The organism is Streptomyces sp. NPDC102402, assembly GCF_044765765.1.
GTDB lineage: Bacteria > Actinomycetota > Actinomycetes > Streptomycetales > Streptomycetaceae > Streptomyces.
Map to the genome: position 1 here is coordinate 566,071 of NZ_JBIWKR010000003.1, position 15,978 is coordinate 582,048.

13 protein-coding genes and 1 pseudogene are annotated in these 15,978 nt (G+C 71.7%); 3 read left to right on the forward strand and 11 right to left on the reverse strand.

The window, feature by feature from the left end:
• Positions 1 to 40 precede the first annotated feature (40 nt).
• Both penM and gap read right to left on the reverse strand, forming a co-directional pair.
• Complete coding sequence (gene penM / locus ACIRJR_RS12025; protein ID WP_403777734.1) at positions 41 to 1,237, reverse strand: pentalenolactone synthase; 1,197 nt, start codon at positions 1,235 to 1,237, stop codon at positions 41 to 43.
• Positions 1,238 to 1,408: 171 nt separating this feature from the next.
• A complete protein-coding gene (gene gap / locus ACIRJR_RS12030; protein ID WP_403777737.1) occupies positions 1,409 to 2,413 on the reverse strand; it encodes a type I glyceraldehyde-3-phosphate dehydrogenase in 1,005 nt (334 codons plus the stop codon).
• 139 nt (positions 2,414 to 2,552) lie between these two features.
• Between gap and ACIRJR_RS12035 the strand changes: the two genes are divergently transcribed.
• Positions 2,553 to 3,053 carry a MarR family winged helix-turn-helix transcriptional regulator gene (locus ACIRJR_RS12035; RefSeq protein ID WP_403777740.1) on the forward strand — a complete coding sequence of 167 codons (501 nt, stop codon included), beginning with the start codon at positions 2,553 to 2,555 and terminating at the stop codon, positions 3,051 to 3,053.
• A gap of 145 nt (positions 3,054 to 3,198) precedes the next feature.
• Here ACIRJR_RS12035 and ACIRJR_RS12040 read toward each other — a convergent pair whose 3' ends face one another.
• From ACIRJR_RS12040 to ACIRJR_RS12050, 3 genes and pseudogenes are all read right to left on the reverse strand, one after another.
• Positions 3,199 to 5,256 carry a glycoside hydrolase family 6 protein gene (locus tag ACIRJR_RS12040; RefSeq protein ID WP_403778713.1) on the reverse strand — a complete coding sequence of 686 codons (2,058 nt, stop codon included), beginning with the start codon at positions 5,254 to 5,256 and terminating at the stop codon, positions 3,199 to 3,201.
• 262 nt (positions 5,257 to 5,518) lie between these two features.
• The gene (locus tag ACIRJR_RS12045) at positions 5,519 to 7,042 is read right to left on the reverse strand and encodes an endo-1,4-beta-xylanase (RefSeq protein WP_403777743.1); all 1,524 of its coding nucleotides are present in this window, start codon (positions 7,040 to 7,042) and stop codon (positions 5,519 to 5,521) included.
• A 393-nt stretch (positions 7,043 to 7,435) separates the two neighbouring features.
• Positions 7,436 to 7,531, reverse strand: a pseudogene (locus tag ACIRJR_RS12050) (AraC family transcriptional regulator); the annotation flags it as partial.
• 16 nt (positions 7,532 to 7,547) lie between these two features.
• On the opposite strand from ACIRJR_RS12050, the gene ACIRJR_RS12055 reads away from it, so the two are divergent.
• Complete coding sequence (locus ACIRJR_RS12055; protein ID WP_403778741.1) at positions 7,548 to 7,670, forward strand: hypothetical protein; 123 nt, start codon at positions 7,548 to 7,550, stop codon at positions 7,668 to 7,670.
• 46 nt (positions 7,671 to 7,716) lie between these two features.
• Here ACIRJR_RS12055 and ACIRJR_RS12060 read toward each other — a convergent pair whose 3' ends face one another.
• From ACIRJR_RS12060 to ACIRJR_RS12075, 4 genes are all read right to left on the reverse strand, one after another.
• Positions 7,717 to 8,514, reverse strand: coding sequence for a VOC family protein (locus ACIRJR_RS12060; RefSeq protein WP_403777746.1), 798 nt, complete (start codon positions 8,512 to 8,514; stop codon positions 7,717 to 7,719).
• Between the two features lie 83 nt (positions 8,515 to 8,597).
• Positions 8,598 to 9,956: a carboxyl transferase domain-containing protein gene (locus tag ACIRJR_RS12065; protein WP_403777749.1), complete on the reverse strand. Its 1,359-nt coding sequence runs from the start codon at positions 9,954 to 9,956 to the stop codon at positions 8,598 to 8,600.
• Positions 9,949 to 11,412 (reverse strand): acyl-CoA synthetase, encoded by a 1,464-nt coding sequence (locus ACIRJR_RS12070; protein WP_403777752.1) that lies wholly within the window; start codon positions 11,410 to 11,412, stop codon positions 9,949 to 9,951. Before ACIRJR_RS12070 ends, ACIRJR_RS12065 begins: the two co-directional genes overlap by 8 nt.
• An 89-nt stretch (positions 11,413 to 11,501) precedes the next feature.
• Positions 11,502 to 12,713, reverse strand: a complete 1,212-nt coding sequence (locus ACIRJR_RS12075) for a nitrate/nitrite transporter (protein ID WP_403777755.1) — start codon at positions 12,711 to 12,713, stop codon at positions 11,502 to 11,504.
• 160 nt (positions 12,714 to 12,873) lie between these two features.
• Here ACIRJR_RS12075 and ACIRJR_RS12080 point away from each other — a divergent pair, with 160 nt between their 5' ends.
• Positions 12,874 to 13,305, forward strand: coding sequence for an Lrp/AsnC family transcriptional regulator (locus tag ACIRJR_RS12080; protein ID WP_403777758.1), 432 nt, complete (start codon positions 12,874 to 12,876; stop codon positions 13,303 to 13,305).
• Here ACIRJR_RS12080 and ACIRJR_RS12085 read toward each other — a convergent pair.
• Entirely contained in the window at positions 13,283 to 14,788 is a 1,506-nt protein-coding gene (locus ACIRJR_RS12085; RefSeq protein WP_403777761.1) for a GAF domain-containing protein, read from the reverse strand. The two genes, ACIRJR_RS12080 and ACIRJR_RS12085, sit on opposite strands and share 23 nt — an antisense overlap.
• Positions 14,789 to 14,806: 18 nt before the next feature.
• Complete coding sequence (locus tag ACIRJR_RS12090) at positions 14,807 to 15,844, reverse strand: rod shape-determining protein (RefSeq protein WP_403777764.1); 1,038 nt, start codon at positions 15,842 to 15,844, stop codon at positions 14,807 to 14,809.
• Positions 15,845 to 15,978 lie beyond the last annotated feature (134 nt).

The following is a 15,978-nucleotide window of genomic DNA, read 5'->3' on the forward strand; positions in this document are numbered from 1 at the left end:
TGATCAGTGGACGGTTCTGGTCTCGCTCGCACGCTGCCGTTCAGAAGGTGACGGGTATTTCGTCGAACCCGCCGGTGATCCGGTGCTCCTGCCAGTGCAGCGACTCCTCGGGCACCGCGAGCCGCAGGTCGGGCAGTCTGCGGAACAGCCGCTCGAACACCGCGGTCAGCTCGATCCGGGCCAGGACGCGGCCTATGCAGTGCCGGGTGCCGTGCCCGAACGCCAGGTGCGGCCTCGGCCTGTCCCGGGTCAGGTCGAACTGATCGCCGTCGGGGAACGCCCGGCCGTCGTAGTTGCCGGCGCCGATGGCCAGCATCACCGCGTCCCCGGCCTTGATCACGGTGTCGCCGACATCGATGTCGTCGTGCGCGTAGCGGGGTATCAGCGCGTTGGACCCCTTGCCGCCGACGGCCAGGCGCAGGATCTCCTCGACGGCGGCGGGAGCGAGTTCGGGCTTCTCGGTCAGCAGGGCACGCTGGGCCGGATTGCGCAGCAGCAGCAGGGTGCCCATGTCGATGCGCACGATGGTGGTCTCGTATCCGAACAGCAGTACGGCGTTGCCCAGTTGGGCGATGTACGCATCGGACAGTGTGCCGTTCTTCTCGGCGATCAGCTCGGAGAGGATGTCGTCGCCCGGCTCGACCCGCTTGCGCGCCACCAGCTCGGTCGTGTAATCGACGACCTGCTGATAGGTGCTGGCCGAGTGCCGGCTGTCGCTCTGGTCGAAGGTGCCTCTCGCCCACAGCCCGAACCGCTCCCGGTCGGCCAGCGGTACGCCGAGCAGATCGCAGACCACCATGGTCGGCAACGGGAACGACAGCGCGCTGTGCAGGTCGGCCGGCCGGGTGCCGGCGGCCATCCGGTCGAGGAGCTCGTCCACGTGGTGCTCGATGCGGGTCTTCATCAGACGCATCCGGCGTGTGGAGAACCGGGGTACGAGCAGCTCGCGCATCAGCGGATGCTCCGCGGCCTCGGTGTCGCGGTCGTCCCCTGCCATCAGGGACATCATGGTGGCCCTGGCCGTGCTCCTGGCCGACTGCTCCGGGCGGGGATCGCTGAGGCCGAGCCGGCGGTCGGCGAGCAGTGACCGCACCTCGTCGTAGCGGGTGACCAGCCAGGCGTCCTCGCCCGCGGTCCGGACCCTGGTGACCGGCGCCTCCCGCTGCAGTGTGAGCATCTGGGGCGCGATGCCGAGTATGTCCGGGTTGTCGAACGGTAACCTCGGAAGTTCCTTCATTCAGTCCGTCCTCGTGGCGTCGTGAATGGGATTCGTCGGGGCACGGCGACGGCATCGGCGGCGTCGGGTGCGCTGCGCGCCGGTGCACGGGCGCGTGGAAGCGGCGCCCGCCACGTGGGCGGACGACCGTTGCTTACGTGCGGATGGTGCGGACGCGGGGCCGGCGGGAGGCTACAGGGACGACCCGACGAGCAGCGAGAGGTCGATGAGGCGGTTCGAGTAGCCCCACTCGTTGTCGTACCAGCCGACGACCTTGACCTGCGGGCCGGACACCCGGGTGAGCCCGGCGTCGAAGACGCAGGAGGCCGGGTCGCCCACGATGTCGGTGCTGACCAGGGGCGCGTCCACGGAGGACAGCAGGCCCTTGTACGGACCCGCGGCCGCGGCGGCGTACGCCTCCTTCACCTCGTCCACGGTGGTGCCGCGGCGGGTGGTGACGGTGAGGTCGGTGACCGAGCCGGTGGGGACGGGCACCCGCAGGGCGAAGGCGTCCATCCGGCCGTCGAGTTCCGGCAGGACGAGACCGATGGCCTTGGCGGCGCCGCTGGAGGTGGGCACGATGTTCAGGGCCGCGGCCCGGGCCCGGCGCAGGTCCCCGTGCGGGGCGTCCTGGAGGTTCTGGTCCTGTGTGTAGGCGTGGACCGTGGTCATCATGCCGGAGTCGATGCCGACGGCGTCGTGCAGCACCTTGGCCAGCACCGCGAGACAGTTGGTGGTGCAGGAGGCGTTGGAGATGATGGTGTGGCGCTCGGGGTCGTAGTCACCGTCGTTGACGCCCATCACCACCGTGATGTCCTCGCCGCTGGCCGGCGCGGCGATGATGACCTTCTTCGCTCCGCCGTCGACGTGCGCGCGCGCCTTCGCGGCGCTGGTGAAGATGCCGGTGGACTCGATCACGATGTCCACTCCCAGGTCGCCCCAGGGCAGGGCGCCGGGGTCGCGCTCGGCGAGGACCTTGAGCGTGCGGTCACCCACACGGATCGCGCCCTGCTCGGCGGTGACCTCCTCGGGGAAGCGCCCCAGGATCGAGTCGTAGGCCAGCAGATGGGCCATGGTGGGCACGTCGCCCAGGTCGTTGACGGCGACGATCTCCAGCTCCGAAGTCCGCGAGGCCGCCGCACGGAAGACGTTGCGGCCGATGCGCCCGAAGCCGTTGATACCGATTCGCACGGTCATGGTGTGTTCCCTCACCTAGCGCTCTGCAACTCCGTTGACGCTCCGTTGCGCCGAGGTGCACATGCGAACCGGGCGCCTGGACGAGGCACCGGCCCGCGATCGATCAGGAGCTTATATAAGTCTGCGATACATTTCCAGGGTGACTCAACCTCAGCGTGCCGACGTCCGGACCGACTTGGACGTCGGCGATCTCACCAGGGCGATCGAGAACTTCAACCGCTACTACATCCGGCTGCCCATGGTGCAGAAGCTGTCGTTCACGACACTGTCCGTCCTGGACACACTTACTCTCCGCGGTCCGACGCGGCTGACCGAACTGGCCAGAACCGAGCAGATCAGCCAGCCGGGGCTCACCCAGCTGGCCACGCGGCTCGAGCGTGACGGTCTCGTGGAACGCCGCCCCGACCCGGCGGACGGGCGCGCCGTCCTCGTCCACATCACCGACAGGGGCCGGCTGATCATCCAGTCCCGGCACGAGGACCGGGGCCGCCACCTGGTCCCGCTGCTCGCCCAGCTGACGCCTGAGGAGCGGCGGACGGTCGCCGCCGCCCTGCCCGTCCTGACCCGGCTGGCGGAGCTCGGGGCCGAAGCCGGACAGCAGGGCCCGGTCGGTCCCCGGACGTCCCCGGAATCGGCTTGATGTGGCCGTCGGCCGGAGCGCTGCCAGTGGTTGCCGTGGATCACCGCGGCCGGCCCGCCGGAGACGGCTCGGGGGCCGGACGGGGTCCGGCCCCCGCTGCCGGGGCAGCGGGGGCCGGACCGTGGTCGCCGGACGTGCGTCCGGATCAGGGAGCGGTGCCCCAGGCGAGGGTGCCGGTCCGGTACAGGCCGATCTTCGGAGCGTCGGCGTAGGTGGTGCCGGTCGAGCGGCTGTAGTCGTCCGACTCCGAGAAGTTGGACCAGTCGCTCTTGTTCACGCGCAGCTGGATGTCGCCGGTCGAGGCGCCCGCAGCGAGGCTGCCGCTGCCGAAGCCGACCTCCAGGTAGTGGCTGGCGCCGGCCGCCGAGCCGGCCGTCTTCACCCCGTGGGTCACGGTGCCGCAGCCGATGACCGCCCAGTCGCACGCGGTGCCGAAGGAGGAGGCTCCGGAGTCCGGGGTGAACCAGTAGCGGACCTTGACCGTGGACAGGTCCACGGCGGAGCTGCCGGTGTTGACGAGCTGCAGCGCCATCCGGATCTGGTTGTCGGTGGCGGAGTTGTCGGTGCTCTTGTACTGGACCTTGAGGCTGCCCGTACCGGTGCCGCCTCCGGCCTCGGTGGTCGCCGAGACCGCGGCGGAGGCCGCCGAGACGTTGCCCGCGGCGTCCTTCGCCCTGACCGTGTAGCTGTACGCGGTCGAGGCCGTCAGGCCGCTGTCCGTGTACGAGGTCGAGGTGGCGGAGCCGACCTTGGCCGAGCCGCGGTAGACGTCGTAACCGGTCACGGCGGTGTTGTCGGTCGAAGCGGTCCAGGAGAGCGAGACGCTGCCGCTGCTCTTGGTGGTGACCTTCAGGCCGGTCGGTACGGTGGGTGCGGTCGTGTCGTCGTCGTTGCCGCCGCCGCTGCCGTCGAGGGGCGGGTAGGCGTTGGCGATCAGCTGCTGGAACTGCGCGGAGAACCAGTGGCCGGCGACCGGGGAGTTCGGCAGCGCGCCGCTCATGCTGTTGCCGTTACGGCCGTTCCCCTCGTACGTGGGGTCGCACATCCGGTCGAAGCCCTTGCCCTCGTCGTTCTCCACGGGCTGGCTGCTGCCGTCCGACTCCCCCGGGGGCTTGGCCCACACGTAGGCGTCGATTCCCGGCTCAGGGGCAGTGGTCGGACGCTCGCCGACACCGGCGCCGCTCTGGTTGCACCAGTTGCCGGCGTGGATGCGGCGGTCGATGCGGCCGCCGTCGACATAGGCGTCGACACTGCTCGTCGGGCCCGGACCGGCGGGCCGGTCACTGCCTCCCCAGCCGTTGCGGGCCGTGTCGATCAGCATGCCGATGTTCGAGTTGAAGCCCTGGCTGACCAGCTCGGTGCGGAAGGCCTGGGCGAAGCTCAGCTCGTCGACGTAGTAGTTCCAGTCGACCCACTTGGACTGGCGCACCGTGGTGCCGTTCACCGAGTCGGTGATCTTCAGGTTCGGCTCCTTGAGAGCCGAGTAGTTGGCCGTGTTCAGGATGAAGCCGGAGACGTCGTCGACCGTCGCGCCCTCGGACGTCGCCGCCTTCTTGAACTCCTGCGCGGCGGGGGTGAAGTTGCTGTCCCAGCCGAGCCAGCCGTGGTGGGCCGCGTCGACGTAGTTGTAGACGTTCGGGATGGCACCGAGAGTGTGCAGGGCGTAGCCGATGCCCTTCTCGTAGTTGCCGTTCGCCTTCATGACCGCGCACTCGGGCGTGGAGCCGGCCGTGCCGCCCGCGTTGGTGACGATGTTGGGCAGCGAGTCGGGCTCGATGAGGGTGACGATCCGCAGACTGGCGTACGCGGGGTCGGCGAGGATGTCGGCGATCGGGTCGATGTACTCGCTCTTGTAGCGGCCGATCTCGGTCGGGCCGAGTTCACCGTTGGACGCGAGCGCGGCACAGTCGCGGCCGGGCAGGTCGTAGATGACCACCTGGAACAGGTTCGCTCCCTGCTCCAGCGCGGTGTCGAGGTGCTCGCGCAGGCTCAGGGCCGTGGACGAGCCCTCGATGGCCGCGATCCGGTCCATCCAGACGAACGACGGCTCGTCGGCGATCACGCTGCCACCCGGCTCGGCCGCCGCCTTGGCGGACCAGTCGGGGTTCACGTAGGCCGTCGATCCGACATAGGGGTTGTCCACCCGCGCCTCGGCCGCGGCCGAGGCCGGTGAGGGCACGGCGACCGCCAGCGCGGCGCCCATGACGAGGGCGGACAGTGCGGCGAGCTTTCCGCGCAGTCCGTACAGCGTGCTGCCTCTGCTTTTCATATGCGGCTCCGTCTTTCTTCAGTACGCCTGCGGTGTGTGCCCGCAGGCGGGTTCAGGGGTGGTGGCCCGCCCGGGACGTTCCTGGATGTTCTGTGTGATACCGCCACAGAGAACTCATGGGTGGGTGTCGTCGGGGGAGGGTGGAGCGGGGGAGAGTGAGGGGGGTGGAGACGGGGCGGGCCCAGGGGCCCTGCTGTCAGGGCTCGATGCCCCGGACCAGCTCCCCGCCCATGTACACGGCGATCCTCGGGGCGTCGGCGTAGGAGGATCCGCCGGTGCGGCTGTAGTCGTCCGATTCGTCGAAGTCCGACCAGTCCGTCTTGTTCAGGCGCAGCTGGATCTCACCCGTGGACGCGCCCGGCGCCAGGGTGCCTCCGGTGAAGCCCACGTCGAGGTGGTGGTCGGCTCCGGCCTTCGGCGTGCTCGCGGCGACGACCCGGTGGGTGACCGTGGCGCAGCCGAGCGGGGACCAGTCGCACCAGGTGCTGTAGGCGGGTGCTCCCCTCTCGCCGCTGAACCAGTACCGGACCGTCACTGCCGGGAGGCTGATCGCGGTGGTTCCGGTGTTCACGAGTTGGAGACCCGGCTTGATCTGGTTGTCCCCGGCGGAGGAGTCGCTGTTTCGGTACAGCACCTTGAGCGCGCCCTCGCCGCCGTCGTCCTCGGCGCCCAGAGCGGTGCGTACGGCGGCGAGGGCGGGCTTGGGCAGCAGGTCCTCGTCGTACAGGTTGGCCGCGCCCTGGCCGGGGAACGTGCCCGGGACCCAGGAGTACCTGTCCGTGAAGTCCCATACGGTGATGCCGACGCAGCGCTCGACCGCCAGGCAGGCCTCCGTCACGCGCTGGTAGTAGGAGGACTGCGTGGCCACCTTCGCGGCGTCCGCCGGCAGTTGCATGCGTACGTCGAGTTCGGTGACGGCGACGTCGAGCCCGAGGTCGGCGAACCGCTGCATGTTCGCCCGCATCTCGTACGGGAAGCCGTACTGCACCGCCAGATGCGCCTGCATCCCGACGCCGTCGAGGGGTACGCCCTCCGCCAGCAGCTCGCTCGCCAGGGCGTACATCGCGTCACTCTTCGCGCCGAGGCCCTCGATGTTGTAGTCGTTGAGGTACAGCTCGGCCTCGGGGTCCGCGGCGTGCGCGGCGCGCAGCGCGGTCGCTATGTAGTCGCTGCCCATGGCGGTGTGGAAGGGGCTCGTGCGGTAGGTCCCGTCCTCGTTGAAGGGCTCGTTCACCACGTCCCAGGCCGAGACCGAGCCGCGGTAGTGCGTGGCCTGCTCGGTGATGTGGTGGGTCATGGCCGCCTCCACCTCGGCCGGCGGCAACTGCCCCACCCAGCTGGGCAGCTGGCTGTGCCAGACGAGGGTGTGGCCGCGCACGGTCTGGTCGTGCTGCCGGGCGAAGTCGGTGACCACGTCGCCCTTGGTGAAGTCGAACCGGTTTTGGGCCGGTTCGGTGGTGTCCCACTTCATGGAGTTGCCCGGGGTGATCTGCCCGAACTCGGAGCCCAGGACGGCCGCGTAAGCGGCGTCGGGCAGCTCGGGATTGTCGGTGGCGGAACCGAAGTACCGTCCCTGGGCGGAGGCGAGTTCATGCAGTGTGTCCTGTGGTGCCGCGGTCGCGGGTCCGCCCAGCAGGGCGGTGCCGACGACGAGAGCGGCGACCAGGAGGGTGCGCGTTCCTGACGTACGGCCGCTCGTGCGGCGCTTCACCGAGCTCATGACGAACGCCTTCCTCGTCCGGGCGATGCTTCTTCGTTCACCCGGTGTTCGGGGATGAGGGGAGCAGGAGAGTGGTGCGTGCGACTCTTTACTGTGGGAGCGCTCCCAAGGTGGCTTGCTGATGAGCACCTGTCAAGACTTGCATCACAACTGTCTTACGGGGCCGTTACAGGGGGTGTACACGTCGGTACACGTTCCGAGGCCACCCATCGGGTGCGGTTCCGCTGGTCAGCCCCGGTTTTGCGGGCCGCGGCCGGTGCATTCCGGCGCCTCGTGGACGGTGCGGTCCGGTCGGCGTGATCGTGGCGGATGCGAGGAGCCTCGGTGGAGGTGTGAGGTCACCGTCCGGACGCGGAGAGGGCTCCCGGAGTCAGCGGATTCCCCGCGCGAGAGTCACCCGAAGGAGCGACGGTAGCTGTGAGGGCTGACACCGGTCGTCCTCTTGAAGCGGCCACGGAAGGCGGTCGGGGAGCCGAAGCCGACCTGGGCACCGCCACTCACCGGCGTGTCCGACTCCGGTCCCGGGGCGGCCGCACGACTGGCCGTGCTCACGGGCGTGTTCAACCTGCTGTGGGCCACGGTCACCGTCCTGATGATCGTCCGCCCCGGCTCCACCACGGGAGCGTGACCGTGCCCGTACGTCGTCCCCTGGGGCAAGGGTGCCGGAGGGCCGGTCAGGGCGCCTCCGAGACGTTCGGCATGCCGCCCCCGGTCGTCGTGGGGTCGAACAGGGAGAACACCGCGCCCTGCGGGTCCGCCAGGGTGGCGAACCGCCCGAACGGGATGGTCATCGGGCCGAACCGGAGCTCCGCGCCGAGCGCCTGCGCCTTCTCCACCGACGCGTCGCAGTCCGCCACGGTGAAGTACACGTTCATGTGGGCCGGGACCTGGGGAGGGAACTCCGCCCCCATCTTCATCCGGCCGAGGACCGGGTCCGCGCCGAGGTCGTAGAGGGCGAAGTCGATCGCGTCGTCGTCCAGGTGCTTCACCCCGTAGCCGAACACGGCCGCGAAGAAGTGGTCGGCCTTCTCCGGTTCCCGTGTGTAGACCTCCGCCCAGGCGTAGGCGCCGGGCACGGTCCGCGCCTCGAAGCCCTCGTGGCGGCCGGCCTGCCACACCCCGAAGGCCGTCCCGCCGGGGTCGGTGGCCAGCACCATCGTGCCGAAGTCGCCGACCCGCATCGGCTCCACCAGCACCTCGCCCCCGCACGCGCGGATCTTCGCGGTGGTGGCGGCGGCGTCCGGGGACGCGAGGTACAGACACCAGGCGTTCGGCGCGTCCTGGCCGGGCATGGGAGGCGACAGCGCGGCCACCGCCCTGCCGTCCACATGGGCCTGCGTGTACTCGCCGTACTCGGGCATCGACTCGCCGAACGACCAGCCCAGGAGCTCACCGTAGAAGCGCTTCGCCCCCGCGAGATCGCCGAACGTGCCGTCGGCCCAGCACGGGGTGCCCTCGGATTCTGCGGCCATGGTCGCGACCTCTCTTCGAACGACGGTTGGTCCTTTCTGTCACGCTAGCCAAGGGGCGCCCGGGCGGCGCGCCGAGTCCGGTCTCAGCCCGCCGGCGACACGGGGCCGACGACCGAGCGCGCGACGCCGAGCTCCACCAGGTCCTGGGGGCGGATCCGCAGCTGGTCGGCGGTGGACCGCACCTCGTCCGGACCGCGCTTGAGGATGGCCGCGGCCAGCTCCGGTGCGATCACCGAGAAGTAACTGTCCGCGGTGACATGGGTGTTGTCCGGGGAGGCCAGCGCCAGCGCGCCACCGGAGCCGCCCTCACCGATCACGAGGGTCGTCACGGGGACCCGGGCGGCGGCGACCGCCGCGAAGGCGTCGGCGATGGCCGCGCCCGCGCCCGCGCGTTCCGCCTCCGCGTCGTTGGCCGCGCCGGGGGTGTCGATGAGGGTCAGCACGGGGAGGCCGAGCCGGTCCGCGAGCCGGATCACCCGGGCCGCCGTGCGGTAGCCCGACGGGCGGATCGCGGTGCCGCACTGGGCGGCGTACGCCACGGGCCGCCCGTCGCGCAGGCCCACCCCGCAGAGCAGCCCCGGGTCGCTGCCGCCGCAGCGGTCCCCGCTCAGCGGCAGCCGGTCCTCGAAGTACGCGTCCAGGTAGGCGCCGGCCCGTGGCCGCGCCGCCGCCCGGGCCTGCTCCACCGCGTCCCAGCCGGTCGCCGGCAGTCCCGCCGCCGACAGCGCGCCCGGTACGGGGGCCGCCACCGCCGGACCCGTGACCGTCAGCGCGGCCAGCCAGCGGCCCAGCGTTCCGGGCAGTGCGTCCGGCGGTACGACGGCGTCGATCTGGCCGGCCGCCAGCTGCCCCTCGGCGGTGTACGCGTACGGGTCGGCGTCGGCCGGCCGCACCCGGGAGCCCGCGAACCCGATCTGCGCCCCGGGAAGCGCCAGCACCACGTCGGCGCCCGCTCCCACGGTGGCCCAGCCGCCCCCGGTCGTCGGATCCCGCAGTACGGCGATCTGCGGCAGCCCCTGGGACCGCAGCAGTGACGACGCCCGGGCCACCCGCTGAAGCTGTATCAGCGCGATCATGCCCTCCTGCATCCGGCTGCCCCCGGTCGCCACGAGGGAGACGAGCGGCAGCCTCCGCTCACCCGCCAGTGCGTACGCCGCCTCCAGACGGTCCCCGGTGTGCGCGCCCAACGAGCCGCCGAGGAAACCGAATTCGAAGGAGACGAGGACACACTCCCGGCCACCGACCACGGCGGTCCCGTAGAGGACGGACTCCTCCTCACCGGTCCGCGCCGAGGCGCGCTCCCTGGCCCGGCCGTAACCACTCCAGCCGAGTGGGCCGTCCGGGCGGAGGGCGGGAGCTGCCGGACGGTGTTCCGTGAAGCCCTCCGCCACGGCGGCGACCGCCTCCCGCGCCGAGACGCGGACGCACCGGGCGTCAGGCACCGAGCGACCTCTTCATGATCTTGCCCAGCTCGTTGCGGGGCAGCACATCGAGGTGGCGGACGACGCGCGGGCGCTTGTGCGGCGCCAGCAGGGCCGCCACATGGTCCGCCAACTCCTGCTCACCGGGCGGTGATCCGGGATCGGCCGGGACCACCCAGGCGACGATCCGCTCACCGAGGTCCGCGTCCGGTTCGCCGGTGACGGCCGCCTCACGCACGCCGGGATGGTCCAGCAGGGCGTTCTCGATCTCACCCGCGCCGATCTTGTAGCCGCCGCTCTTGATGAGATCGGTGGCCTTGCGCCCCACGATCCTCACGTAGCCGTCGGTGTCGATCGTCGCCATGTCACCGGTACGGAAGAAGCCGTCCTCCGTGAAGGCCGCCTTCGTCGCGTCCGGCCGGTTCAGGTAGCCGCTGAAGAGGTTCGGGCCGCGCACCTGGATCTCACCGATGGAGGTCGTGTCCGCGAGCACGGTGCCGTCCTCCTCGACGAGCCTGAGCTCCACGCCCGACAGCGGCGGGCCGACCGTCCCGGCGCGCGGCGCGCCGTCGGCCCGTACGCCGGTGTTCATCAGCGTCTCCGTCATCCCGTACCGCTCGATGACCCGGCGGCCGGTCGCCGCCGCGATCCGCTCGTGGTCGTGGACCGGCAGGGCCGCCGAGCCGGACACCAGCAGACGGGCGCCCGCCAGGGCCTTCGCGAGCTCCCCCGCGCCGGACGGCTCGTCCAGCGCGCCGGCCAGCCGGTGGTACATGGTGGGCACGCCGAACAGCATCGTCCCCCCGGAGAGCAGCTCCCGTGCCACTCCCTCCGCCGAGAACCGGCCGAGGTGGCGGACGGATCCGCCTCGCCGCAGCGGGCCGAGGACGCCCAGGATCAGCCCGTGCACATGGAACAGCGGCAGGGCGTGGACGAGGACGTCGTCGCCGGTCCATCCCCAGGCGTCCTCCAGCGCGTCCAGCGACGCGGCGATCGCCCGGCGGGGCAGGACGGCGCCCTTGGGCGGGCCGGTCGTGCCGGACGTGTAGACGACCAGGGCGGGTGACTCCTCGGAGGGCTCGGGGAAGCCGGCCCCCGGGGAGCCGGGGGCCGCGGCCGTGCCGACGTCCAGGCGCTCCAGGCCGCCCAGCGCCGACGGCAGTTCGTCGCCCGCCCCGGCCAGCACCACCGAAGGCCCGCTGTCGGCGACGATGTGCGCGAGCTCCCGCTCGCCGGTCCTCGGGTTGAGCGGTACGGCGGGCACCCCCGCCCACAGGGCCGCCACGACAGCGACCACCGTCTCCGGGGTGGACGTGGCCCAGACGGCGACGCGTCCCGCCCCTGCGATCCGGGTGGCGAGGGAAGCGGAAGCCTCGGCCAACTGTGCGTAACTCAGGACGTGTTCGCCGAACCGGACGGCCTCGGGGGAGTCCGTCCCGCTGGACGCTCCGCGCAGCGCGGGCAGAAGTGAGGTCACCCGGCGAAGCCTAAGGGGTGCCGCTCGAGGCCACCCGGAACCACCGGCCAGGGCCCCCGCGGCGCTCCACCGGGCCGAGGGGTCCGCCGTCATCCGTCGCGCCGGATGGTCCGCATCCGGCCGTAGGCGTACACGGCTCCCGCCAGCGCCAGATCGGACAGCAGCATGAAGCCGATCGAATACGAGTCCTTCGCGCTGTAGATCGCGCCCATGACCAGCGGCGGCACGAAACCGCCGAGCCCGCCCATCGCGCCGACGATGCCGGTCACACTTCCCACCTTGGCCTGCGGGGTCACCTGTGAGACCAGGGCGAAGACGCTGCCGCTCGCGGTGCCGAGCCCGGCCGCCATGCAGAGCAGCGCGATCGTGCCGACCGGATCCAGCCCCGGGTCAAAGGCCTGGACGATGGCCATCAGCGCCGCCAGCAGCAGCGCCCCGGCCGTGACCAGGGCGGGGTGGGCCCGGTCCGAGAGCCAGCCGCCGATCGGCCGGAAGACGACGGTGACCAGCGCGAACCCGGCCGCCTTGGTGCCCGCCTCGGTGGGCGACATCTCGTACCAGGTCTTCAGATACGTCGGCAGGTAGACCCCGAACGCCACGATGCCGCCGAACCCGATCGCGTACAGCGCGGACAGCTCCCAGGTCACCCGGAGCCGGCCCGCCTGGCCCAGCCGGTGGCCCAGGGAGTCCGTCGGGACCGTGCGCCCCGGGTGGTCGGTGATCAGGACCGCCGCGAGCAGCGAGTAGACCAGGAGCGCCCCGGCGACGATCCAGAACGGCAGGTTCTCGCTGTGCTTCGCGATGCGGGGCGTGAAGTAACCGGACAGCGCGACGCCGCCCATGCCCATGCCGAACACACCGAGCGCGAGGCCCCGCTTCGCCGGCGGGAACCACGAGTTGACCAGGGGGATACCGATCGCGAACGTCGTTCCGCCGAGGCCGAGCAGGAAGCCGACGGCGAGCATCGCGCCGTAGGAGCCCTTCGCCGGGATGAGCAGCAGCACCGGGACGATCGTCAGGGCGGAGACGACGGGGAACATCAGCCTGGCGCCGAACTTGTCGGTCAGGGCGCCCGCCGGAATGCGGCCGAGCGAACCGACGAGGACGGGGACCGCCACGAGGAGCGACTGCTGGAAGGAGCTCAGGCCGAGCCGCTCCTTGAAGTCCCCCGACAACGGGGAGATCAGGTTCCACGCCCAGAAGGTGAGCGTGAATCCGATCGTGGCCATGATCAGGTTCCGGTAGGCGGCGGCGGATTGCCTCCGGTCCGGGGCGGGGGCCTGCTCGGCGGTGGTGTCCACACGGTCAGTCAAGGGCGGGGGCCCCGGCCGGGCACGGCGGGCTGGGCCATCCGGGTAAGGGGCCGGACGGCAGGCGCCCCATGGGCGGAGGGCGTCCGCGGTGTCCGCGGAACGGCCGCCCGCACGCCGTTTCGGGCCCCATGCTGGGAGAATCACCGTTATGGACCGGTTGGACAGAGAGATCCTCGGCATTCTCCAGGAGGACGCCCGGATCTCGTACCGCGATCTGGGCGTACGCGTGGGGCTCAGCGCCAACGCGGCGGGCGACCGTGTGCGCCGCATGCGCCGCGACGGGGTGATCCGCGGCTTCACGGTCATCGTCGACCCGGCCGCCGACACCCGTTCGGGCCTCGTCGTCTTCATTGACGTGTCGCTGCGGCTCGACACGACCAACGAGGAGTTCGAACGCTCGGTGCTCACCCTGCCGGGCATCACGGAGGTGGTGCACGTGACGGGCGGCCACGACTACCTCGTCCGTGCCACCGCGGCGGACCCCAGCTCGCTGGACGCGCTGCTGCGCCGGCTGAAGAAGGACGCGGGGGTCGCCCACTCCAACACCCGGATCGCGCTCAGAGCGGCGCCTGCCAGGTGAACGTCGGCGACCGGGTGCCGTCCTCGGCGCGCCCGTCGTCGGCGACCACGAGACGTACCGCCACACGCCCGTCCGGCAGCCGCACGGTCGCGTCCACCTCCACCTCGACGGCCGACACCCCTTCTCGCCGGTGCGCGGAGGCGAGGGCCCCGCGCAGCACGTCGAGCAGCTCGCCGTCCACCGGTTCCGTTACCAGGGAGTCCACGGCACCGGTGAACTGGACGGACGGCTGGAAGCCGAGGACCGCCGCCGCACCGCCCGTCTCGCGCAGGACCCGCCCGCGGAAGGACGTGGGGGCCTCGGCGGGCGGCTGCTGCAGGGCGAAGATCGCCGTCCTGACCTCCTGGATGGTGGAGTCCAGCTCGTCCACCGCCCGCGCGAGCAGCTCCGCCGTCGCACTGTCGCCCGCCAGGTCCTTGCGGCGGGTCGACTCCAGCATCATCTCCGTCGCGAACAGCCGCTGCACGACGAGGTCGTGCAGGTCACGGGCGATGCGGTCGCGGTCCTCGTAGACCGCGAGCTGCTCCCGGTACTGCTGCGCGTCGGCCATCACCAGGGCCAGTGCGGCCTGCGAGGCGAACTGTGCCGCGAGCTGCCGGTCCGTCTCCGTGTACGGGGCCTCGCCGCGGCGGCGGGGGAGGGCGAGCGTGCCGATGAGCCTGCCCCCGCTCTGCAGGGGCAGCATCATGCTGGGGCCGAACCGGGACCGCACCGGGGTCGTCATCCGCTCGTCCGTCGCGGAGTCCGCGATGAGCACCTCCTCGCCGCCCAGCAACTGGACCAGGACCGGTGCGCCCGGCTCGATGGCGGTGCCGACGAGGCCGGCGGGATCGTCGGGGGTGGAGGCGGCGACGATCTCCATCCCGCCGTCCGGGGTCGGCTGGAGGATCACCCCCGCCACCGCACCCGCCAGCACCCGGGCACGCTCGGCGACGGTCGTCAGGGCATCAGTCGTGCCCGCGCCGGCCAGCAGCGCACGCGTGACGGCGGCCGCCCCCTCGATCCAGTGCTCCCGCTGCCGCGCCGCCTCGTACAGGTGGGCGCCGCCGATCGCGGCGGCGGCCTGGGAGGCGAGGAGCCGCAGCAGCGCCGGCTCGGTGTCGGCGAACCGCCCCGGTTCCCGTGCGGTGAGGCAGAGGATGCCGAGCACCTCGCCGTGCACCCGGACCGGCGCCCCCAGGAAGGAGCGGACCGCGAGGGGCGGGCGCGGCGCGTCCGGCGGGTGCGGACCGGTCGCCGGATCGTCGACGCGCACCGCCTGATCGTCGTCGACGAGGACCCCGAGGGCTCCCGTACGGCCGTCCAGGAGAAGGCCCGCCGTGCTCCGTTCGCCCTCGGACATGCCGGTGGTGAAGAGGTCGGTGACATGGCGGTCCTCCCCGTGCAGGAGGGCCAGGGCGCCGTGGCGCGCCCCGGCCAGCGCCGTGGCGGTGTCCACGATGTGCTGCAGGGTGGTCCGCAGGTCGAGACCCGTACCGGCCACCGGGAAGCCCTGCGGCTCTCAGCCGGCGAGCGGGGCGAGGACCAGCGGCTGGACCGTTCCGTCCAGCATCGCCCCGAGCCCCAGCACCGAGCAGACGTCGGGCCGCTCGGCGATGTGCACGGGCACGCCCGTCGCGTCGCGCAGCATCTGGTCGAGCCCCGGCAGCAGGGCGCTGCCGCCGACCATCATGATCCCGGAGTCCGCGATGTCGGCCACCAGGTCCGGCGGGCAGTCGCGCAGCACCTTGCCGAGGCCGTCGAGCACCGCGGTCAGCGGGGTGTGGATCGCCTGGCGTACGGCGGCGGTGTCGACCTGGACCGAACGGGCCAGACCCGTGGCCACGTCACGACCGTGGATCTCCGTGATCGCGGGGCCGTTGAGCGTGAGGCCGTTGCCGCGGAGCGCCAGCTGCAGGGGACGTACGGACTGGCTGGGCAGCATCAGTTCGTGGTGCTGGCGCAGATGCTGGATGACCGCGTGGTCGATGGCCTCGCCGCCGATCGGGATGCGTACGGCCGTCACGATCGAGCCGAGCGAGAGCACGGCGATCTGGGTGGTGGCCGCTCCGCACACCATGATCATGGTGGCGGTCGGCTGCTCCACCGGCAGGCCGCAGCCGATGGCCGCGGCGATGAGGGTGTCGACCAGCTCCACCCGTCGCGCGCCGAGTCCCACGAGGGTCTCGACGGCCGCCCGCTGAGCCAGTGGATCGGCGTCGTGCGGGACACATGCGGCGGCGCGCAGCCGGGGCTTCCGGCGCAGCTGGCGACGGAGCTTCTCGCCGAGCAGATGGCGCAGCATGCGCTGAGCCATGTCGATGTCGACGACGGTTCCGCCGGAGACCGGGCGGGCCACCCGGATGTACGCGGGCGTCCGCCCGGTCATCTGCTCGGCGAGCGCACCGACGGCGATGAGCGAGCCGGTGCGCGTGTTGACGGCGGCGACACTGGGCTCGTCGACGACGAGCCCCACTCCCTTGATGTACACACGGGTCCTCGCGGCCCCGAGATCGACGGCGACATGGCAACGGCGCAACTGTTCGAGACTGACGGTCACGGCAGGGTCTCCCGAGAGCGCTGACGGGGGGTACCGGCGGCAGCCGGCTCTCCTGGCATCGTCGCGCCGGGGCGGGAGGGGCGCGCGCTGGATGAGCCGTAGGGGGGACCCTGAGCTGACGGCGCGACAGATGC

Coding starts and splice junctions, on each gene's coding strand:
- ACIRJR_RS12040 (WP_403778713.1), bottom strand. CDS start 5,256: ATGGGCGCCGCGCTGGCGGTCGCCGTGCCCTCACCGGCCTCGGCCGCG.
- ACIRJR_RS12060 (WP_403777746.1), bottom strand. CDS start 8,514: ATGGCCGCAGAATCCGAGGGCACCCCGTGCTGGGCCGACGGCACGTTC.
- gap (WP_403777737.1), bottom strand. CDS start 2,413: ATGACCGTGCGAATCGGTATCAACGGCTTCGGGCGCATCGGCCGCAAC.
- ACIRJR_RS12080 (WP_403777758.1), top strand. CDS start 12,874: ATGGACCGGTTGGACAGAGAGATCCTCGGCATTCTCCAGGAGGACGCC.
- penM (WP_403777734.1), bottom strand. CDS start 1,237: ATGAAGGAACTTCCGAGGTTACCGTTCGACAACCCGGACATACTCGGC.
- ACIRJR_RS12045 (WP_403777743.1), bottom strand. CDS start 7,042: ATGAGCTCGGTGAAGCGCCGCACGAGCGGCCGTACGTCAGGAACGCGC.